The sequence below is a fragment of the Labrys wisconsinensis genome, assembly GCF_030814995.1.
Taxonomy (GTDB): domain Bacteria; phylum Pseudomonadota; class Alphaproteobacteria; order Rhizobiales; family Labraceae; genus Labrys; species Labrys wisconsinensis.
On record NZ_JAUSVX010000002.1, the window covers coordinates 1 to 19,497 of the forward strand.

Annotated in this window: 22 protein-coding genes and 1 tRNA gene; 15 read left to right on the forward strand and 8 right to left on the reverse strand. The window is 68.9% G+C overall.

Features of this window, described 5'->3' with window-relative positions; genetic code table 11:
• A partial coding sequence (locus QO011_RS06385) for a group II intron maturase-specific domain-containing protein (RefSeq protein WP_307269299.1) occupies window positions 1–690 on the forward strand: 690 nt, incomplete at its 5' end.
• Between the two features lie 144 nt (window positions 691–834).
• Here the strand turns inward: QO011_RS06385 and QO011_RS06390 are convergent.
• Window positions 835–1,860, reverse strand: coding sequence for a LacI family DNA-binding transcriptional regulator (locus QO011_RS06390; protein WP_307269300.1), 1,026 nt, complete (start codon window positions 1,858–1,860; stop codon window positions 835–837).
• A 394-nt stretch (window positions 1,861–2,254) separates the two neighbouring features.
• Here QO011_RS06390 and QO011_RS06395 point away from each other — a divergent pair, with 394 nt between their 5' ends.
• From QO011_RS06395 to QO011_RS06420, 6 genes are all read left to right on the forward strand, one after another.
• Window positions 2,255–3,514: an ABC transporter substrate-binding protein gene (locus QO011_RS06395; RefSeq protein WP_307269304.1), complete on the forward strand. Its 1,260-nt coding sequence runs from the start codon at window positions 2,255–2,257 to the stop codon at window positions 3,512–3,514.
• 155 nt (window positions 3,515–3,669) lie between these two features.
• Window positions 3,670–4,593: a carbohydrate ABC transporter permease gene (locus QO011_RS06400; RefSeq protein WP_307269306.1), complete on the forward strand. Its 924-nt coding sequence runs from the start codon at window positions 3,670–3,672 to the stop codon at window positions 4,591–4,593.
• Window positions 4,593–5,426, forward strand: coding sequence for a carbohydrate ABC transporter permease (locus QO011_RS06405; RefSeq protein WP_307269309.1), 834 nt, complete (start codon window positions 4,593–4,595; stop codon window positions 5,424–5,426). The genes QO011_RS06400 and QO011_RS06405 overlap by 1 nt, the downstream gene beginning before the upstream one ends.
• Before the next feature lie 3 nt (window positions 5,427–5,429).
• Window positions 5,430–6,518, forward strand: coding sequence for an ABC transporter ATP-binding protein (locus tag QO011_RS06410; RefSeq protein ID WP_307269311.1), 1,089 nt, complete (start codon window positions 5,430–5,432; stop codon window positions 6,516–6,518).
• A gap of 192 nt (window positions 6,519–6,710) precedes the next feature.
• On the forward strand, window positions 6,711–7,496 hold the full coding sequence (locus QO011_RS06415) for a ThuA domain-containing protein (RefSeq protein WP_307269313.1): 786 nt from the start codon (window positions 6,711–6,713) through the stop codon (window positions 7,494–7,496).
• A 216-nt stretch (window positions 7,497–7,712) separates the two neighbouring features.
• Complete coding sequence (locus QO011_RS06420; RefSeq protein WP_370881913.1) at window positions 7,713–8,771, forward strand: Gfo/Idh/MocA family protein; 1,059 nt, start codon at window positions 7,713–7,715, stop codon at window positions 8,769–8,771.
• 6 nt (window positions 8,772–8,777) lie between these two features.
• Here the strand turns inward: QO011_RS06420 and QO011_RS06425 are convergent, their stop codons facing one another.
• The 3 genes from QO011_RS06425 to QO011_RS06435 form a co-directional block, all read right to left on the reverse strand.
• Complete coding sequence (locus QO011_RS06425) at window positions 8,778–9,050, reverse strand: helix-turn-helix domain-containing protein (protein ID WP_307269314.1); 273 nt, start codon at window positions 9,048–9,050, stop codon at window positions 8,778–8,780.
• A gap of 59 nt (window positions 9,051–9,109) precedes the next feature.
• Window positions 9,110–9,670 (reverse strand): DUF4337 domain-containing protein, encoded by a 561-nt coding sequence (locus tag QO011_RS06430; protein ID WP_307269315.1) that lies wholly within the window; start codon window positions 9,668–9,670, stop codon window positions 9,110–9,112.
• 150 nt (window positions 9,671–9,820) lie between these two features.
• Complete coding sequence (locus tag QO011_RS06435; protein WP_307269317.1) at window positions 9,821–10,300, reverse strand: hypothetical protein; 480 nt, start codon at window positions 10,298–10,300, stop codon at window positions 9,821–9,823.
• A gap of 291 nt (window positions 10,301–10,591) precedes the next feature.
• On the opposite strand from QO011_RS06435, the gene QO011_RS06440 reads away from it, so the two are divergent.
• The 3 genes from QO011_RS06440 to QO011_RS06450 all read left to right on the forward strand — a co-directional run bounded on the left by QO011_RS06440 (window position 10,592) and on the right by QO011_RS06450 (window position 12,260).
• Window positions 10,592–10,667: transfer RNA gene (locus QO011_RS06440), tRNA-Lys, on the forward strand.
• Window positions 10,668–10,943: 276 nt separating this feature from the next.
• Window positions 10,944–11,111, forward strand: a complete 168-nt coding sequence (locus tag QO011_RS06445) for a hypothetical protein (protein ID WP_307269320.1) — start codon at window positions 10,944–10,946, stop codon at window positions 11,109–11,111.
• Between the two features lie 90 nt (window positions 11,112–11,201).
• Window positions 11,202–12,260, forward strand: coding sequence for an LLM class flavin-dependent oxidoreductase (locus tag QO011_RS06450; protein ID WP_307269323.1), 1,059 nt, complete (start codon window positions 11,202–11,204; stop codon window positions 12,258–12,260).
• A 17-nt stretch (window positions 12,261–12,277) separates the two neighbouring features.
• Here QO011_RS06450 and QO011_RS06455 read toward each other — a convergent pair whose 3' ends face one another.
• Both QO011_RS06455 and QO011_RS06460 read right to left on the reverse strand, forming a co-directional pair.
• Window positions 12,278–12,589 carry a hypothetical protein gene (locus QO011_RS06455; protein WP_307269326.1) on the reverse strand — a complete coding sequence of 104 codons (312 nt, stop codon included), beginning with the start codon at window positions 12,587–12,589 and terminating at the stop codon, window positions 12,278–12,280.
• A gap of 14 nt (window positions 12,590–12,603) precedes the next feature.
• The gene (locus QO011_RS06460; protein WP_307269329.1) at window positions 12,604–13,119 is read right to left on the reverse strand and encodes a hypothetical protein; all 516 of its coding nucleotides are present in this window, start codon (window positions 13,117–13,119) and stop codon (window positions 12,604–12,606) included.
• A gap of 285 nt (window positions 13,120–13,404) precedes the next feature.
• Between QO011_RS06460 and QO011_RS06465 the strand changes: the two genes are divergently transcribed.
• Window positions 13,405–13,767 carry a hypothetical protein gene (locus QO011_RS06465; protein WP_307269332.1) on the forward strand — a complete coding sequence of 121 codons (363 nt, stop codon included), beginning with the start codon at window positions 13,405–13,407 and terminating at the stop codon, window positions 13,765–13,767.
• 69 nt (window positions 13,768–13,836) lie between these two features.
• On the opposite strand, the gene QO011_RS06470 is transcribed toward QO011_RS06465, so the two are convergent.
• Window positions 13,837–15,207, reverse strand: coding sequence for an exopolysaccharide biosynthesis polyprenyl glycosylphosphotransferase (locus tag QO011_RS06470; RefSeq protein ID WP_307269335.1), 1,371 nt, complete (start codon window positions 15,205–15,207; stop codon window positions 13,837–13,839).
• Between the two features lie 334 nt (window positions 15,208–15,541).
• Between QO011_RS06470 and QO011_RS06475 the strand changes: the two genes are divergently transcribed.
• A complete protein-coding gene (locus QO011_RS06475) occupies window positions 15,542–15,829 on the forward strand; it encodes a hypothetical protein (protein WP_307269337.1) in 288 nt (95 codons plus the stop codon).
• 37 nt (window positions 15,830–15,866) lie between these two features.
• On the opposite strand, the gene gbd is transcribed toward QO011_RS06475, so the two are convergent.
• Window positions 15,867–17,000 (reverse strand): 4-hydroxybutyrate dehydrogenase, encoded by a 1,134-nt coding sequence (gene gbd / locus QO011_RS06480; protein WP_307269339.1) that lies wholly within the window; start codon window positions 16,998–17,000, stop codon window positions 15,867–15,869.
• 168 nt (window positions 17,001–17,168) lie between these two features.
• Here gbd and fabD point away from each other — a divergent pair, with 168 nt between their 5' ends.
• From fabD to QO011_RS06495, 3 genes are all read left to right on the forward strand, one after another.
• Entirely contained in the window at window positions 17,169–18,113 is a 945-nt protein-coding gene (gene fabD / locus QO011_RS06485) for an ACP S-malonyltransferase (protein ID WP_307269341.1), read from the forward strand.
• A gap of 47 nt (window positions 18,114–18,160) precedes the next feature.
• Entirely contained in the window at window positions 18,161–18,898 is a 738-nt protein-coding gene (gene fabG, locus QO011_RS06490) for a 3-oxoacyl-[acyl-carrier-protein] reductase (RefSeq protein WP_307269343.1), read from the forward strand.
• Between the two features lie 360 nt (window positions 18,899–19,258).
• Window positions 19,259–19,495 carry an acyl carrier protein gene (locus QO011_RS06495; protein WP_307269346.1) on the forward strand — a complete coding sequence of 79 codons (237 nt, stop codon included), beginning with the start codon at window positions 19,259–19,261 and terminating at the stop codon, window positions 19,493–19,495.
• Window positions 19,496–19,497 lie beyond the last annotated feature (2 nt).

The window sequence follows — 19,497 nt, forward strand, 5'->3', positions numbered from 1 at the left end:
ATCGAGCGCCATGAGGGCACGCCGCAAGGCGGCCCCCTGTCGCCGCTGCTGGCCAATGTCCTGCTGGACGACGTCGACCGCGCCTTGGAGCGGAATGGGCATCGTTTTGCCCGCTACGCCGACGACTGCAATGTCTATGTCCGCAGCCGCAAGGCGGGCGAACGCGTGCTGGCAGCCCTGCGCCGGCTCTACGCGCGTCTGCATCTGGTGGTGAACGAGACCAAGACGGCGGTCGCTCCGGCCTTCGGACGCAAGTTCCTCGGCTTCGAGCTGTGGAAGGCGCCCGGGGGAGCGGTCAAGCGCAAGGTGGCCAAGAAGGCACTGGCGACCTATCGCCAGCGCATCCGGCAACTGACGCGGCGCAGCGGCGGGCAAAGCCTCGCCCAGGTCAGCGAGAAGCTGAGGCGGTACGTGCCGGGCTGGAAGGGGTACTTCCGGCTGGCGCAAACGCCCAGCGTCTTCGCCAAGCTGGACGAATGGCTGCGTCACAGGCTGCGAGCCCTGCAACTCAAGCAATGGAAGCGGGGCTCGACCATGTACCGGCAAATGCGCGCACTCGGGGCGAGCGAAACGGATGCAAGGACGGTCGCGGCAAACTCACGATGCTGGTGGCACAACAGCCGCCTGCTCCTGAACCGCGTCCTCCCCATCGCCTACTTCGACAGCCTCGGCGTGCCAAGGCTCGCATAACCTCAACTCCTCGAACCGCCCGGTGCGGACCCGCATGCCGGGTGGTGGGGGAGGGGTGGAGGCCACAAAGGCTTCCCCCCTATCCCGATTGACATGAGGGTTCGGCCGCGCCGCGAGGCCTGGGCTCTTTGTCGGGGGCGCGGGTCAGGCCGCATCCCGCGGCGGCGGCATGGTGGAGCCGCGGAACACCAGATCCACCGGCCAGACTTCCCGCAGGGCGGCGGGATCGGCGCCCTCCGCCAGCGCCAGGGCGATCTCGGCGATGCGCGCGCCGGCGGCGCGGATCGAGGAGAAGGTGGTGGTGAGAGCCGGGGTCAGCGTCTCCGGCCGGATGGCCGCCAGGCCGTCGTCATGGGCGACGAGCGAGAGGTCGCGGCCGATGGCGCGACCACTGTCGCGGGCGGCGCGCATGGCGCCGAGGGCGGCGAAGATCGAGGAGCAGATCAGGGCGGTCGGCGGCTCCGCCGCCTCGAACAGGGTGCGGGCCAGGCGATAGCCGTTCTCCTCGGTCATCGGTGCGCTGCGGGCGAGGGCGGGGGGTGCCGGCAGCCCGCGCGCCGCGAGCGCCTCGCGCCAGCCGCGCTCGCGGTGCAGGGCGAAGGTGAAGCCCGGATCGCCGTTGATCAGGCCGATTCGGCGGTGACCGAGATCGGCCAGCATGCCGGTGGCATTGCGGAAGGCTTCCTCGTTGTCGATGTCGAGAAAGGCGCAGGGCGCGGTGCTGCGCGTGCGGCCGTGCACCACGCAGGGCAGGCGCAGGCGCTGCAGCAGCGGCACGCGCGCATCCTCCACCAGCGGCGAAGACAGGATGACCGCGTCGACCGAGTGCGCCCGCGCCATGCGCCGATAGGTTTCCGCCTCGTCGCCGCGCGGCGAGGACACCAGCACGTCGGTGTCGCTGCCGGCGCTGCCGTCGGCGACGCCGGCGAGGAAGTCGGTGAAGATCGGGTCGAGCAGCAGGTTGCGCCCGGTGGAGAAGACGATGCCGAGCGCACCGGCCCGACCGGTGGCGAGCTTGCGCGCGCTGGCGTTCGGCCGGTAGTGGAACTCTCTGGCCGCTTCCGCCACGCGCCGGCGCGTCTTCTCGCCGACTTCGGGAAAGCCGTTCAGCGCCCGGCTGACCGTGGTCTGCGACAGGCCGAGATGCTCGGCAAGCTCCTTCAGATTCACCGCATCGATCCTCCCGGTCGAAGCGCGCCTGTTGTCGCGGCGCTTGCTTGAGCGGCAGTCTGTCAAAGCGCTTTGAAGCTGGCAAGCCCAATTTGCCGGCAACAGAGCCGCCGCCACGAGAGCGGACGGCGCAGGCCGATCGGGGAAGGATCAATTCCGTCAGCGGTTTGGCGTCCTCCCCAGCTCGGCTCCGCCCGGCGGCGCGAGCGCCTCGTTCCTTGGCGAGCTCGCCCCCTTGACAAAGCCATGGCGGCCGAGCATCAATATCCAAAGCGCTTTGGGAGCGCTTGGCGACCTCCGGCAACGGGAGGCGCCCGTCGAGGAAACGCGACCGTCCGCGCCATGTTCCGTCCCGTCCGGGAGCGGTGCCGCGGACCCCGGAGGGAGGGACTGGATGTTTCGCCGCCTGCTGCTTGCCGCTACAGCCACCATCGCCATGACCGGCCTCGCCCATGCGGCGGAGATCGGCATCTCCTGCGGCGCCGTCGGCCAGGAACTGGCCCTGTGCAAGGAGGGAGCCGAAGCCTGGGCCAAGAAGACCGGCAATAGCGTCAAGATCATCTCGACGCCCAACGACACCAACGAGCGCCTGGCGCTCTACCAGCAGCTGCTCTCGGCCGGCGCCGGCGACATCGACGTGTTCCAGGTCGACGTGATCTGGCCGGGCATCCTCGGCAATCATTTCATCGATCTCGCCCCCTATTCCAAGGGCGCGGAGAAGGCGCATTTCCCGGCCATCATCGACAACAACACCATCGACGGCAAGCTGCTCGCCATGCCGTGGTTCACCGATGCCGGCGTGCTCTACTATCGCAAGGACCTCCTGGAAAAATACGGCCTGCAGCCGCCGGCCACCTGGCAGGAGCTGACCGAGGCCGCCACCAAGATCCAGGACGGCGAGAGGAAGGCCGGCAACGACAAGTTCTTCGGCTTCGTGTTCCAGGGCAGGGCCTATGAGGGCCTGACCTGCGATGCCCTGGAGTGGATCGACAGCTTCGGCGGCGGCGCCATCGTCGACGGCGCCGGCAAGATCACCATCAACAATCCGAAGGCGGTGGAGGCCCTGACGCTGGCGGCAAGCTGGATCGGCAAGATCACGCCGGACGGCGTCCTGAACTATGGCGAGGAGGAAGCGCGCGGCGTCTTCCAGAGCGGCAATGCCGCCTTCATGCGCAACTGGCCCTATGCCTGGTCGCTGGCCAACAACGCGGATTCGCCGATCAAGGACAAGGTCGGCGTCTCGGCCCTGCCCAAGGGCGGCGCCGACGGCAAGAACACCGGCACGCTCGGCGGCTGGCAGCTGGCCGTGTCGAAATATTCGAAGAACCAGGACGCGGCGGCCGATCTGGTCATGTACCTGACCTCGAAGGAGGAGCAGAAGCGCCGCGCCATCGCCGGATCCTACAACCCGACGATCGCCGCGCTCTACGAGGACCCGGACGTGCTGAAGGCGGTGCCGTTCTTCGGCAGCCTCAAGGCGACCTTCACCAGCGCGGTGGCCCGTCCCTCCAAGATCACCGGCGACAAGTACAACAAGGTTTCCAACGCCTTCTGGAACGCGGTGCACACCGTGCTTTCGGGCAAGGCACAGGCGGACGCCTCGCTCGCCTCGCTGGACGGCGAGCTGAAGAGGATCAAGCGCAACAAGTGGTAGCGGCGGAAATCTGAAGGCTCCTCCCGACTGGGCGCCGCGCGACGCCAATGTCCGCGGCGCCACTTCCTTCCCTCGCCGGGCCGAAGCCGCGCCGCACCGACCCGCGCCTGATGCCGCATCCTCTCAGGACCCGACAACCCCTCTGGGCAGGGACCATGGCCAATCGTTCCGAACTGACGCGTGCCAAGCTGCGCTCGGCCTGGCTCTTCCTCGCGCCCATGCTGGTGGTGCTGGCGCTGGTGGCAGGGTGGCCGCTGATCCGCACCATCTGGCTCGGCTTCACCGACGCCAACCTCTCCGACCTCTCCAAGGCCGAGTTCGTCGGCTTCGACAACTACCTCGCCAATTATGACGGGGAGTGGGCCGGCCTGCTGGTCGAGCCGCTGTGGTGGCGCGCGGTCTACAACACCATCTGGTTCGCCGTCGTCTCGGTCGTGCTGGAGACGATCCTCGGCACGATCGTGGCGCTGGTGCTCAACGCCGACTTCAAGGGGCGTGCCCTCGTCCGCGCCGCGGTGCTGGTGCCGTGGGCGATCCCGACCATCGTCTCCGCCAAGATGTGGGGCTGGATGCTGCACGACCAGTTCGGCGTCATCAACGACCTCCTGATGCGCCTGCACGTCATCTCCTCGCCGGTCGCCTGGACCGCCAATGCCGACACGGCGATGTGGGCGGTGGTGATGGTCGACGTCTGGAAGACGACGCCGTTCATGGCGCTCCTCATCCTGGCGGCGCTGCAGATGCTGCCCTCCGATTGCTACGAGGCGGCCAAGGTCGACGGGGTGCATCCGGTGAAGGTGTTCTTCCGGGTGACGCTGCCGCTGATCCGCCCGGCGCTGATGGTGGCGGTGATCTTCCGCGCCCTCGACGCCCTGCGCATCTTCGATCTCATCTATGTCCTGACCTCCAACAGCCGCGACACCATCTCGATGTCCGGCTATGCCCGCCAGCAGCTCGTCGACTTCCAGGAGGTCGGCATCGGCTCGGCGGCGGCGACGCTGCTGTTCGTCATCATCGCGATCATCACCGCCGTCGCGCTGACGGCCGGCAAGGTCCGTCTGTCGGAGGAGGCACGCTGATGAAACCCGCTGCCATCCTGAAGACGATCGGGTTCTGGGCGCTGGTCGCGCTGATCGTGATCTATGCGGTGTTCCCGTTCTACTATGCCATCCTGTCTTCGCTGAAGTCCGGCTCGGACCTGTTCAAGGTGACCTACCTGCCGCAGGTCTTCGCCTTCGACAATTACGCCTCGGTGTTCCGCGAGCAGCCCTTCGCCAGGAACATCCTCAACTCGATCGTGGTGGCGGTGACGGTGGTCGTCATCTCGCTCTTCCTCGGCGTGACCGCGGCCTACGCCCTGGGACGCGTGCATTTCAGCGGCCGCGGCACGCTGCTGATGACCATCCTCGCCGTCTCGATGTTCCCGCAGGTGGCGGTGCTTTCGGGCATGTTCGAGCTGATCCGGGGCCTGGGCATCTACAACTCGATGCCCGGCCTGATCCTCGCCAACCTGATCCTGACGCTGCCGTTCACGGTCTGGGTGCTGACCACCTTCATGCGCGAATTGCCGCGCGAATTGGAGGAGGCGGCCTTCGTCGACGGCGCGACGCCCTGGATCGTGGTCCGGCGGGTGTTCCTGCCCTTGATGTGGCCGGCGCTGGTCACCACCGGCCTGCTCGCCTTCATCGCCGCCTGGAACGAGTTCCTGTTCGCCCTGACCTTCACGCTCACCAACGAGCAGCGTACCGTGCCGGTCGCCATCGCGCTGATCACCGGCGCCACCCAGCATGAATTGCCCTGGGGCAACATCATGGCCGCCTCGGTGATCGTGACCGTGCCCCTCGTCGTCCTCGTGCTGATCTTCCAGAGAAAAATCGTGGCGGGCCTCACCGCCGGTGCCGTGAAAGGTTGACCCATGGCGACCGTGACCCTGAAGAATGTCCGCAAGTCCTTCGGCCGGATCGAGACCATCCACGGCGTCAACCTCGACATCGAGGACAAGGACTTCGTGGTGTTCGTCGGCCCCTCGGGCTGCGGCAAGTCCACCCTGCTGCGCCTGATCGCCGGGCTGGAGGACATCACGTCAGGCGACCTCCTGATCGACGGGCGGCGCGTCAACGACGAGACGCCGAAGGACCGTGGCATCTCGATGGTGTTCCAGTCCTACGCGCTTTATCCGCACATGACGGTCAAGGAGAACATGGGCTTCGGCCTGGAGCTGGCGAAGGTCTCCAGGGAGCAGGCGGACGCCAAGGTGCGCGAGGCCGCCCGCATCCTGGAGCTGACGCCGCTGCTCGACCGTCTGCCCAGGCAGCTGTCCGGCGGCCAGCGCCAGCGCGTCGCCATCGGCCGGGCCATCGTGCGCGAGCCCAAGGTGTTCCTGTTCGACGAGCCGCTCTCCAACCTCGACGCGGCGCTGCGCGTGCAGATGCGCATCGAGATCGCCAAGCTCCACGCCGAGATGGGCGCGACCATGGTCTATGTCACGCACGACCAGGTCGAGGCCATGACCCTGGCCGACAAGATCGTGGTGCTCAACGCCGGCAATGTCGAGCAGGTCGGCGCCCCGCTCGAGCTCTACCACCGGCCGAAGAACCTGTTCGTGGCCGGCTTCATCGGCTCGCCCCAGATGAATTTCGTCGACGCGGAGGTGATGGCGGCGGACGCCTCCGGCGTGAAGGTCGCGCTTCCCGGCGGCGGTTCCGTGGTGGCGAAGGTGCGGGGCGACGGCCTTGCGGCCGGCGAGAAGGTCAAGCTCGGCGTGCGGCCGGAGCACCTGACCGATAGCAACGGCGATGGCTCGATTCCCGGCGAGGTCGATGTGGTGGAGGAGCTCGGCGAGAGCTACTTCCTCTATGTGCGGACCCCGGACGGCAAGCTCATGACGGTACGGGCCGGCGGCGATGCGCCGGTCAGGGCAAAATCTCGCCTCAATATCGGCATACCCGGCGAAGCCTGCCATGTCTTCGCAAAGGACGGGGCGGCGCTGCCGAGGCTGCAATGACGCGGCGCGCCCGCCCGCCGGCACAGGCGCGACGTCCGGGGGAGTTCCGGTCGGGCCGAGCCGCAGCTGGCGCCCTTCGCCGGGAGCCGGCGCGGCGCCGGCGGATCGACAGCGAAATCGGGGCGGGATCGCGGGCCCAAGCCATGATCGGGCGGCCCGGCCCGGAGCGATACGGTGCAAAGGGATGACGGAATGACCATACGCGCGCTTGTCTGGAACGAAAATCGCCACGAGCAGACCAATGCGCTGGTGCGCCGGCTCTACCCCGAGGGCATCCATGGCGAGATCGCCGGGGTGCTCCGGGCCGCCGGCGGCATCAGCGTGGAGACCGCCACCCTCGACGAGCCGGAGCACGGGCTGACGGTGGAGCGGCTCGCGGCCACGGACGTGCTGGTGTGGTGGGGCCACACCGCCCATGGCGAGGTCAAGGACGAGATCGTCCAGCGGGTGCAGGAGCGGGTCTGGGAGGGCATGGGCCTCATCGTCCTGCATTCCGGCCATTTCTCGAAGATCTTCAAGCGCCTGATGGGCACGCCCTGCGCCCTGTCCTGGCGCGAGGCGGGCGAGGTCGAGCGGCTCTGGGTGCTCAATCCCAACCATCCCATCGCCGCGGGTCTGCCGCCCTTCTTCGAGATCGAGCACGAGGAGATGTATGGCGAGCCCTTCACCGTGCCGGAGCCGATGGAGACGCTGTTCGTGTCCTGGTTCGAAGGTGGCGAGGTGTTCCGCTCCGGCCTGACCTACCAGCGCGGCGCCGGACGGATCTTCTATTTCCGCCCCGGCCACGAAGCCTATCCGACCTATCACCACCCGGTGGTCCGCCAGGTGCTGGCGAACGCCACGCGCTGGGCCTACAACCCGGCGACGGCCTGGAAGCGGGTCAACCAGGCGCCGAACGTGCCGCCCGAGACGGCGCCGGTGCCGCTCACGGTCAAGGGGCCGCGCCTGCACGCCGACGGGGAAGAGGGCTTCCGCTGAGCCGCTGCCCGGAGCGCCGATCGCAGGCAGGTCCGTGAGGAGCGGCCCGGGCGTCCCTCCTGCGCCCACGGGGCGGCCGGAGATGCATCCGGTGCCGCCCGCATGCGGGATCCCTGCGGTTCCGCTCGACAAGGCCGTGCCGGCGTCCGCCCGGCCCGGCAGCTTCCCCTCGACCTGTCCTTCCCTCTCCAGCTCTCCTTCGCAGGCACCGCCTCCATGAGCAAAGTGCGCATCCTGGTCCTCGGCACCGGCCATATGGCGGCGAACCATGCCCGGGCCTTCCAGGCCGATCCCCTCGTCGAGGTGGTGGCGGGCGTCGACATCGACGAGACGCGGGCGCGCCTGTTCTGCGAGCAGAACGGCATCGCCCGCGCCTTCGGCGACCTCGACGAGGCCATCGCCTGGGGTGAGTTCGACGCGGTGGCCAACGTCACCCCGGATTCGGCGCATTACCCCACGACGATGAGGCTGCTCGCCGCCGGCAAGCACGTCTTCTGCGAGAAGCCGCTGGCCGAGACCTTCCCGCTGGCCGACGCCATGGCCAACGCGGCAGAGGCGGGCGGGCTCGTCAACATGGTGAACCTGACCTATCGCAACGTGCCGGCCCTGCAGAAGGCACGGGCGCTGATCGCAGCCGGCGAGATCGGCGAGGTGCGCCATGTCGAGGCCTCCTACCGGCAGAGCTGGCTGGTCGGCAATCATTGGGGCGACTGGCAGACCCTGCCGATGTGGCTGTGGCGGCTGTCGGAGGCCCATGGCTCGAAGGGCGTGCTCGGCGACGTCGGCATCCACATCCTCGACTTCACCCAATATGCCGTGGGCATGGCGCCGGTCTCCCTGCAGGCGCGGCTCAAGACCTTCCACAAGGCGCCGGGCGACCGGATCGGCGACTATCCCTTGGATGCCAACGACAGCGCCCTCCTGTCGGTCGCCTTCGAGAACGGCGCGCTCGGCGTCATCCATGCCAGCCGCTTCATGACCGGCTATGCCAACACGCTGAAGCTGTCGGTCTACGGCACGCTCGGCGCGATCGAGCTCGACCACGGCTCCGCCTTCACCACGATCCGCATGTGCTCGGGGACCGACGTGCACACCCAGGCCTGGCGCGACGTGGTCAGCGAGCCCGTGCGCACCAACTATCAGAAGTTCGCCGCGGCGGTGGCGGCGGGGCGCAACGACGAGCCGTCCTTCCGCCATGCCGCCGACCTGCAGCGGGTCTTGGATCTGTGCTTCGACGAGGCGAGCACGCGCTCGGCCGGAATCGGGCCGCTGTGAGGCCGGTCAGTCGTCCTCGGCGTTGGACCCGTCCGGCGCCGCGCCCTCCCGGGCCTTGCTGCCGAACTGGACGGAAACGCTGCCATTGTCCGGGAAGAATTCCGCTCCGGCAGCCTCCAGCGCCCGTCGCAGCCGGTCGGACGTCGCCTGGTAGTGAGCCGGCTGACCATTCTCGAACAGCCGGACGGTGTCCGGGCTGAGGCTGGCCGCCTCGGCCAGACGGTCCTCGGACCAGCCCAGCAATGCGCGCGCGGCGCGGACCTGCTCGCCTGTCAGCATGACCGTGTTTCCCTGCTTCGTCACGGCACGTGAACGCGCAGCCGCCCGGGAGGTTCCGCTCAGGTCAGGATGCCGACCAGCCAGTCGGGGTGGATCGACCAGCCGGCGAAGCCGGCGAGGGCCATCACCAGGCCGCCGGCGCCGAACAGCCAGGAAATGCCCAGCAGCCACCACAGCCCGGTCAGGGCTGCCACCGCCGCCAGGGAAAGCGAGATCGCCAGGCCCGCGTCCGACAGGTCGAACTGGTCGTCGCGAAAGTTCAGGGCGTCGTACTCGGCCTGGAACCCCTTGGCCTTCTCCGCGAGGTCCTTCGAGGCCTGCTCGTAATGGGCGATCGTCGCTGGCAGGCCGGCGATCGCGGCCTGCACGTCGGCGGCCGGAGCGGCTGTCTGCAGCTTGGCCATCATCAGGCTCTGCTCGGCGAAATGCAGCTTCAGGCGCTCGGCCTGGTATTCGTTCCAGGTGTCGAGCGCATCCGCCTTGGCGCTCTGCATGGCCTGGACGATGTTGTCGTCCTTGATCTTGGAGACCGCCATCACCACGGACAGGGCGACGACCGTGATGGCGACGGCGTTGTTGAGGGCGCGCGCGTGACCCTCGGCCTTGAGTTCCACTTCCATGAGTCGGATCCGGGGGGCAGGATCACGCCGGTGCGGCGGAGGCCGCAGCGGCGCGATCGTCGTGATGTCCGATAGGCGGTCCGGCGACGCGAACGGCCGCCCCGAAGGGCGGCCGCTCCGTCATCGGTTCGCGAGGCGATCGACGGCCGCTCAGCCCGGCGTCGCGGCCTTCAGCTTGGCGTTGCACTGGCTCCAGTAGCCACCGCCCTTCTGGATCCACTTCAGGTCGCCGTTGCCGTTGCTGGCCTTGTTGGCTCGCCACTGGGCGGCGCAGGTGTGCAGGCGGGCCTTGCCGGGGGTCTCGTTGACGAACTCCTTCGAGATCGCGGCGGGGAACACGGCATTGCCGGCCTTGACCGTGGGCGTCGGCGCGGCAGGCGTCGCAGGCGCGGCCGCCGGCGTTGCGGGCGGCGCCGTCTCGGCGGCGGCCGCGTCGGCCGGCGAGACGTCCTGGTCGCCGCACTGGCTCTTGCGGAAATCGTTCCACTTCATGCCCTTGAGCGTGCCGGCGGTTTTGGCCTCCTGATACTTGGTGCCGCATTCCTGGATGGTGAGCGCCTGGGCGGGCATGGCAAAGGCCAGGGCGCCCCCCAGGGCCAGGAGGGAGCAGATCGATACGGAACGGAGCATGGTTCAGTCTCCCTTGCGGAACGGCCTTGGCGGCCGTCCATGTTTCCCAACGAGTCGGCCCGTTCGAGGGCCGACCTCGATCATCCTACCACACTTATGGCGCGAAACGACACGGGGAGCCCCCCGGTTCCGATCGATATTCGCAAGCTCCGTCAGGCGCTTGCGGCCGGAAATGGCCGCGGCGGGGCAGGGCGGTCGCGAAATTGCAATATCGGCGCTGGACAGCGCCGGTTCGCTTTGCTACATGGCCCCCGTCCAGCGCGGCAACCCCGCGCTGCGGCTTTTTCCGATGGGCGCATAGCTCAGTTGGTAGAGCAGCTGACTCTTAATCAGCGGGTCCCAGGTTCGAGCCCTGGTGCGCCCACCATCGGAATTTTCCGACATCGATCCGGACGATAGCGGCCGCGATCCGAGGCCGGGCGGCGAAACGCCGTCGCCGGCCTTGCGGATCGGACGGGGCGGCCCCATATCAGGCTCGGACCGATGCGGCCCGGCAGGCTCTCGCTCCTTGATCGAGCGCCGGGACCCTTCACAGCCCCTCCGGATGATGCCCGGTCGCCATGCGGCGGCCCGCCCGTGCGAGGGAATCGGTCCCATCACACCCACTCGTCGCGCGCCATGTGGCCGCGATCTCAGGACTTCCATGCAAACGACCCACGAAACCAAGCCGGCGACCAGGCCGGCCCGTCCCCTGTTCCGCAGCCCGGAGCCGAAGATCCCCCGGCGCGATTCGGATCCGCGCTGGCGCCCCGAACCCTGCCCGCTCAGCCGCGAGGAGCTCCGGCGCATCGTCATCGAGCAACTGGGCTAGGAGCCCCACTCGAACATCGGCGCCGCCATCCCGCGCGGCGCCGGCGCACCCTATATAAGCCGATCCCTCGCGCCATCGGAGACGAGCCCCGTGGAGTTCGGCATCTTCACCTTCGTCGAGGCGACGCCCGATCCGACGACCGGCGTCGCGCCTACGCCGCCGCAGCGCCTGGCCGGGCTTCTGGAGGAGGCCGAGCTGGCGGATCAGCTCAGTCTCGACGTGTTCGGCGTCGGCGAGCACCATCGCCGGGATTATCTCGCCTCGGCGCCGGCGGTCATCCTCGCGGCCGCCGCGGCGCGCACCGGCACGATCCGGCTGACCAGCGCGGTGACGGTGCTGAGCTCGGACGACCCCGTGCGGGTGTTCCAGCAATTCGCCACGCTCGACCTCCTGTCGAACGGCCGCGCCGAGATCATGGCCGGCCGCGGCTCCTTCATCGAATCCTTCCCGCTGTTCGGCTACGACCTCGGCGACTACGACGCGCTGTTCGCCGAGAAGCTCGACCTCCTCCTGGCCCTGCGCCGGGAGGAGCCGGTGACATGGTCGGGCGCCTTCCGCGCGCCGCTCCGCGGCCTCGGCGTCCATCCCCGCCCGGTGCAGTCGCCTCTGCCGGTATGGGTCGCGGTCGGCGGCACGCCGCAGTCGGTGAAGCGCGCCGCAACGCTCGGCCTGCCGCTCGCCATCGCGATCATCGGCGGCCTGCCCGAACAGTTCGCACCGCTGGTCAGGCTCTACCGCGACGCCGGCCGCAAGGCCGGTGCCGATCCCGCAGGCCTGGCGGTCGGCATCAATTCGCACGGCTTCGTGGCGCCGACCTCGCAGGAAGCGGCAGAGATCGCCTTCCCACCCTATGCCGAGACCATGTCGCGCATCGGTCGCGAGCGCGGCTGGCCGCCGACCAGCCGGGCGCAGTTCGAGGCTTCACGGCAGCTTCGCGGCGCGCTCTTCGTCGGCAGCCCGCAGCAGGTCGTCGACAAGATCCTGTTCCAGCACGAGCATTTCGGCCATGACCGCTTCCTCATGCAGATGAGCATCGGCGCCGTGCCGCATGCGGCACTGATGCGCTCGATCGAGCTCTTCGGCACCGAGGTCGTGCCGGCCGTCCGCAAGGCGCTGGGCGGCCGCGCCCGGCCGGACCCCGCTCGCTGAAGCGGCCGACGGGCCGGTCAGCCCGGCGGGTAGGCCCAGTAGCGATAGCCGGTGCCGGGGTCGACGAAGCCGAGAAGGCCGCGCTCGAGCTGCCGGTCGCGGACGGCATGGGCGGCCTGGAACACCCGGCAATTGCCGCTCGCCATCTCATTGTCGGCGATGCGCTGGAAGCGCGGGCCGCCGGCATGCAGCACCGCGATCGTCTCGGCATTGCGGCAGGCGATGACGTTGCGCCCGAGCGGCGCTGCCGAGGACTTGACCGCGCCCGACTGGCACGCCGCCAGGACCAGGGGCGCCAGCACCGCGCCCGCAACTCGCCACGACCTCATTCCGATACCTCGTCTCATTCCAGGGTACGCCATGTCTTCAGCCAGGCCGTCGTCGCCGCGCGCATGCGTTGGACGAACGTCCAGAAGGCGGTCGCCTTGGCCCAGGCCGTCATGGCGTCGCGCACCCGGGTGATCAGGCCGATCAGCCAGGCGAACCAGGCGAAGGTCAGGAGCTTGTCCCGGCCGGCCTGATAGATGCGCTCGACCAGGATGAAGCTGATGAGGTGGCCGAGCACCGTGACGACGATGCCGGGAACGAACAGGCCGCGCCCGAGCCATATGAGGCCGAGCAGCTTCATCGGCTCGGCGATGGCGAAAGGGACGGCGAGCAGCAGGAGGACGGCATAGCGCGGCAGGCCGGCGATCGCCGCCTCCATGGCCGCCATCAGCCTCAGCGAGGAGATCCAGCGGGCGAGCGGCCGGTACAGCGGCCGCACCACCTCGTCGATCAGAATCAGCGCGGCGACGAGGATCTTGAGCGGCAGCAGGGCCAGTCGCGCGAGGCGGCGTGCGGGGCGGTCGGGTGTCATGCGGCGAGGGCCTGCGGCGGCCGCGGCCCGGACGGGCGAACGAGGTCGTCCCGCCGGCGGGGCGGCACCTGGAATCGAGGGGAGGGGCCCGGGACCATCGTCGCGGTCATAGCGCAAGCGCCGCGCCTTTGATACCGGGTTCGAAGCGACATGACGCAGCGTTGCGGCTCTGCAACGCACCTGACTGCCGCGGTGCAGTCTCTATTTCGCCCCGATCGTCGCGGAAGGTTTCCCGGGTTTGGGAGTTTCGGATTCGCATACTCCCGACTTTCCTGGAGAGCTCATATGGCGATCAGACCATCCTTTGCAGCTGCCGTCCTCGTGGCCGGATTTCTGAGCTGGCCGGCGCTGGCCCAGACGACGCCGGCACCGGCGGCACCTGCCGATCAGCCCGCCGCAGACGCGGCGCCGGCCCCCGATGCAGCGCCTGCCGCCACGCCGCAGAAGCACAAGGCCCAACCCCTTTCGGGCAAGCGCCTGGCCTGCCGCGAGACCGGCAAGACCAGCGGCCTGAAGGGCGCCGACCGCATGGACCAGTTCCAGCTCTGCGTGGCGCAGGGGCGGCTCGACTGCACCAAGGAAGCGATCGACAAGAAGATCCCGAACGGCGCTCAGCGCATCGCCTACATCAAGCAGTGCCTGGGGTGAGCGCTGCCTGCGCAGGATCGACGAGGGAGCCGCCGAGCGGCGGCTCCCTCGTCGATCGGCCGATGGCGGTCAGTAGGCCTTCTTGTCGAAGAAGGCGAGGATCGCGGTCCGCAGCAGGATGCGGATGTCCAGCCACAGCGTGAAATGGCTGATGTACCAGAGGTCGTGCTCGACCCGTTTCTCCATCGCGCCGACCTCCCGCGTCTCGCCGCGGTGGCCGTTGACCTGGGCCCAGCCGGTGATGCCGGGCTTGACGTGCTGGCGGATGGCATAGGTGCTGATCAGCGCGTCGTAATGGTTGTCGTGCGCCAGGGCGTGCGGCCGCGGGCCGACCAGGGACATGTCGCCGCGCAGCACGTTCCACAGCTGCGGCAGCTCGTCCAGGCTGGACCGGCGCAGCAGCGCCCCGAAGGGGGTGACGCGGGGATCGTTGCGCTCGGCCTGGCGCACCTCGGCGCCGTTCTCCAGGACCCGCATGGTGCGGAACTTGAGGATGCCGAAGGTCCGGCCGCCGAAGCCGCGGCGCATCTGCCGGAACAGGATCGGGCGCCCCGAGCTGACCCAGACGCCGAGGGCGACCAGCACCAGCAGCGGCAGCAGCAGGATCAGGCCGACGCTGGCCAGCGTCACGTCGATCATCCGCTTGGCCGCCTGCTCGGACACCGAGAGCGGCGGGCGGACCACCTCGAAGGCGGTGGTGCCGGCCAGCTCCACCCGCCGGCCGGCGATGAAGGCACGCGTCGCCCCGTCGGGCAGCAGCAGGACGGGGAGCGGCAGCCGCGACAGGGCGGGCAGCAGGCGCGCCAGCACCGCGCCCTCGACCCAGGGCACGGCGAGATAGATGGTGTCGTATCGCTCGGCCAGCAGCGTCTGCTGCGCCGCCTGGGCAGCCTCGATGGCGGCGAGCTCGACGTCGCCGCGGGCGACGGCCACCGTGTCGAGCTGGTGCAGGCCGGTGATGGCGATGCCGTTCGCGGCGAGGGCGCCAGCCGCCTCCACCTTGTCCTCGGCGTCGCCGGCATAGATCAGGAAGGCGGAGGCCAGGGTCAGGCGCCGTTCGAGGAACAGGCGCCGGATGCCCTCGACCACTGCCATGCGGCAGCCCAGCGCGAGCAGGAAGCCCGGCCCGAAGGCGAGGGACATCGCCCCGCGTGAGAAGGTCGCCGAGGTCTTGGTCAGGAAGGCCGCCCACAGCGCGAGCAGGATGCAGATTCCCCAGGCCTGCAGGAAGGATATCAGTTGAATGCGCCGCAGCACGATGTTGTGCAGCTGGTAGCGGCCCTGCAACAGGAGAACGAGGAAGACCATCCCACCCGAAGCGGTCGACAAGGCGATGATGTCGCCGAGCTGGAGGACGACGGGAACCGAGATTTTCGCGTATATCAGGATGGACGACGCAACAAAGACTGTCACAGACAGGAAATCGACTGCCGCGAGCATCGCGGAGATCGTGATATGCGGTAAATGATTGGAAGGCGGGGCGGCAAGAGACTTTGCCGAATCCGCCGCCTCCACGATCCTGTGCTGGTACACAACGAGCGCTCCAAGCCACGCCTTGGATTTAACGAAATATTATCTCAAATAGTTGCGACCCGCGACGGAATGTGGAGCGTATGGTTAGTATCGAAGTTTTTTGGCTATTGCTTTAACACTTTATTAACCATGTTCCGTCCGATGTCGCTGGGCCGTGCCCTGCGGAACGGACTGCGGACGTGGGTTGCGTTAACGAATTGGAAACGGCTTCGCGCCACCCTCGGACAGGGAGTTGGCCGCCATGCTCATGATCTTCGTCAGCAGCCTGATTGCCGGCGCCGCGGTCGGTCTCTTCGCGCGGCTGCTCGCGCTGGTGATCAGCATGGTCGTTTTCTCCGGCCTGATCACGGCGGCCGGCGCGCTGACGCATCCCTGGTCGGCGCTGGAGATGGCCGGCATCTTCCTCCTCGCCGCGACCGTGTTCCAGGTCGGCTATCTCTTCGGGATCGCGGCGCGGCACGTCTGGCCGCACGCGCAGGCCAAGGCGCCGGTGGCCGCCTCGGCCGAGACCCGCCGCCGCTCCGCCTGAGCCGAGGGCCGGCGACCCCCCTCTTGCCGCGGCGAGCTCAGTCCCAGGCCTCTTCCAGCAGCACCGCGAAGTCCATCTCCGTGGCGGGGCGAGGATTGGTCGCGGTGGAATGGTCGGCGAAAGCCGCCTTGGCCATGGCGGAGAAGACCTCGTGCGGGGTGCCCATCTCCTTGAGCGTGCGCGGCAGCCCGAGCTGGGCGTTCAGCGTCTCCACCCAATGCGCCAGGTCCGCGCCCGCCGGCAGGCCGAGCACCCGGCGCAGCTCGGCATATTTGGGCCGCGCCACGCTCTCGTTGAAGCGCAGCACCGCCGGCAGCAGCACGGCGTTGAGCGCGCCGTGATGCAACGAGGGCGACTTCAGCCCGCCCAGGGCGTGCGACAGGGAATGGACGGCGCCGAGCCCCTTCTGGAAGGTCAGGCCGCCCTCCAGCGCCGCCATCATCATCTCGCGGCGCGCATGGCGGTTCGTGCCGTTCTCCACCGCCTTGGGCAGCCAGGCGGCGGCGCGGGCCAGGCCGTCGAGGGCGATCGCCTCCGCCGGCGGATTGTCCCGCGGCGACAGATAGGTCTCGATGCAATGGGTGACGGCATCCATGCCGGTCGCGGCGGTGAGGCGCGGCGGCAGGCCGATGGTCATCTCCGGGTCGCAGACGGCGCGCCTGGGGATGAGGTGGGGCGAGATGAAGCCGAGCTTGCGCCCGTCCTTCAGCGTCACCAGCGCCGCCCGTCCAACCTCGCTGCCGGTGCCGGCCGTGGTCGGCACCGCGACGACCGGCGCCACCGCCGCGGTGATCCGCGGCTGGCCGCCGAGGATGGCGGCGTAGCTCTCCAGCGGCTCGGAATGGGTGGCCAGCAGCGCGACAGCCTTGGCGAGGTCGATCGGCGAGCCGCCGCCCACCGCCACCAGCCCGTCGCAGCGCTCCGCCCGGTAGAGCGCGCAGGCGGCGAGGGCCGCCTCCTCGGTCGGGTTGGAGGGAACGGCGTCGAACAGCGGCGCATCGCGCAGCAGCGCCGCCGCGTCCCGCAGGCGGTCGACCAGCCCGGCTGCGGCCACGCCGGCATCGGCGACGATCATCGGCCGGCCGATGCCGAGATCGGCGAGGTCCTGACCGATCTCGGAGACGGCGCCGAACTCGAATCGGATGGTGGTGAGATAGGCGATGAGGCTCATGGGACGATCCCGTCTTTGCTCGCCATTGTGACGCTTGCTGCAGCATCGAGTCCAGCGGCCGCGCGTATCGCTTGACTTCGCCGCCCGGGCGTTGTCTCAACGCGCCCGTTCCCGCCGGGCCGCGCAAGCCTGAACGCCCGGCGGCCGGCATCACGAGGCAGGATTGCGATGGGCATTGCTCTCACCTTTCCCGGACAAGGCAGCCAGGCGGTCGGCATGGGCAAGGCGCTGGCGCAGGCCTTCCCGGTGGCCCAGGCCGTGTTCGACGAGGTCGACGCCGCCCTGGGCCAGGCGCTGACCGGCGTGATGTGGGACGGGCCGGACGCCGAGCTGACGCTGACCGAGAACGCGCAGCCGGCCCTGATGGCGGTGTCGCTGGCGGCCTTCCGCGTGCTGCAGGACGAGACTGGCCTCGACCTGAAGACGCAGGCGACCTTCGTGGCGGGCCATTCGCTCGGCGAATATTCGGCGCTGGCCGCGGCCGGCGCCCTGACCATCGCCGACACCGCCCGGCTGCTGCGCATCCGCGGCCGGGCGATGCAGTCGGCCACCCCGGTCGGCACCGGCGCCATGGCGGCGCTGCTGGGCCTCGATTTCGAGCAGGCGGTGGCCGTGGCGGCCGAGGCGGCGCAGGGCGAGGTCTGCGCGGCGGCGAACGACAACGCGCCGGGCCAGGTGGTGGTGTCGGGCGCCAAGGCCGCGGTCGAGCGGGCGGTCGAGATCGCCAAGGCCAGGGGGGCCAAGCGCGCGATCCTGCTGCCGGTGTCCGCCCCCTTCCATTGCGCCCTGATGCAGCCGGCCGCCGAGGTCATGGCCGAGGCGCTGGCCGAGGTGGCGGTGGCGGCCCCGGCCGTGCCGATCGTCGCCAATGTCCTGGCCCGGCCGATCGTCGATCCCGCCGAGATCCGGCGGCGCCTGGTCGAGCAGGTGACGGGCACGGTGCGCTGGCGCGAAAGCGTGACGTTCATGGCGGAGCAGGGCGTGACCCGCTTCGTCGAGATCGGTGCGGGCAAGGTGCTGAGCGGGCTCGTCAAGCGCATCGCGGCGGGGACCGAGAGCATCGCCGTCGGCACGCCCGACGATGTGGCGGCGTTCCGGGCGTCGCTGGGGTAGCTCCGGGCGGAACCCGGCCGGGATGAGGTGAGAGGGAAGGGAACGTCATGTTCGATCTGACTGGCAAGACCGCGCTCGTCACCGGCGCGACCGGCGGCATCGGCGCGGCGATCGCCACGGCGCTGCACGCCCAGGGAGCGACGGTGGCGCTGTCCGGCACGCGCGTCGGGGTGCTGGAGGACCTCGCCGGCAAGCTCGGGGAGAGGACCCATGTCCTGCCCTGCCGCCTCAACGAGAGGGCCGAGGTCGACGCGCTGGTGCCAGCGGCCGAGACGGCGATGGGCCGGCTCGACATCCTCGTCAACAATGCCGGCCTGACTCGCGACAACCTGTTCCTGCGCATGAAGGACGAGGAGTGGGACGAGGTCATCGCCGTCAACCTCACTGCCGGCTTCCGCCTGAACCGGGCCGCCATCAAGGGCATGATGAAGCGCCGCTTCGGCCGCATCATCGGCATCACCTCCGTGGTCGGCGTCACCGGCAACCCGGGCCAGGGCAACTATGCCGCCTCCAAGGCCGGCATGATCGGCATGTCCAAGGCGCTCGCCGCGGAGGTCGCCAGCCGCAGCATCACCGTCAACTGCGTCGCGCCGGGCTTCATCCAGACGGCGATGACCGATGTCCTCAACGACAAGCAGAAAGAATCGATCCTCGGCGCGGTGCCCGCGGGCCGTCTCGGCCTGCCCGACGAAATCGCTGCGGCGGTGGTCTACCTCAGCTCGGAGGAAGCGGCCTACGTCACCGGACAGACCTTGCATGTCAACGGCGGAATGGCAATGATTTGAAAGGCTTATTCGAAGCTGTGCATCGCCCTCGCCGTGTCGGTCCCGCTGTTGGCAAGCGCCGAGGAAGTGTGTTAAGCACCGCTGCAGGCGGGCTTTCCTGATCCCGGAGCGATCGCCGGGATTTGGAAGTAAAGCAGAATTTTCGATCCGGTCCGGTCCTTCGAGACGACGCCTGTGGCGCGATCGGAGCAAACCTGCTTAGGTCGACGACAATACCGGAGGGAACGCAAGGTCCTTCCGGCACGACGCTGGAATGCTTGTCGATAGACGGGGGCCGGCGATTGAACCATGCCGATGCCGGTCTGCCGAGCAGATGGCGTCGGCGCCGTCAGGCATTCAAGTGTATCGAAGGAAAGAACGATGAGCGATATCGCGGAGCGCGTGAAGAAGATCGTGGTGGAGCATCTCGGCGTCGACGCCGACAAGGTGACGGAGAATGCGAGCTTCATCGACGATCTCGGCGCGGACTCCCTCGACACCGTCGAGCTGGTCATGGCGTTCGAGGAGGAATTCAGCTGCGAAATTCCCGATGATGCCGCCGAGACGATCCTCACCGTCGGTGACGCCGTGAAGTTCCTCACCAAGGCCACCGCCTAAGG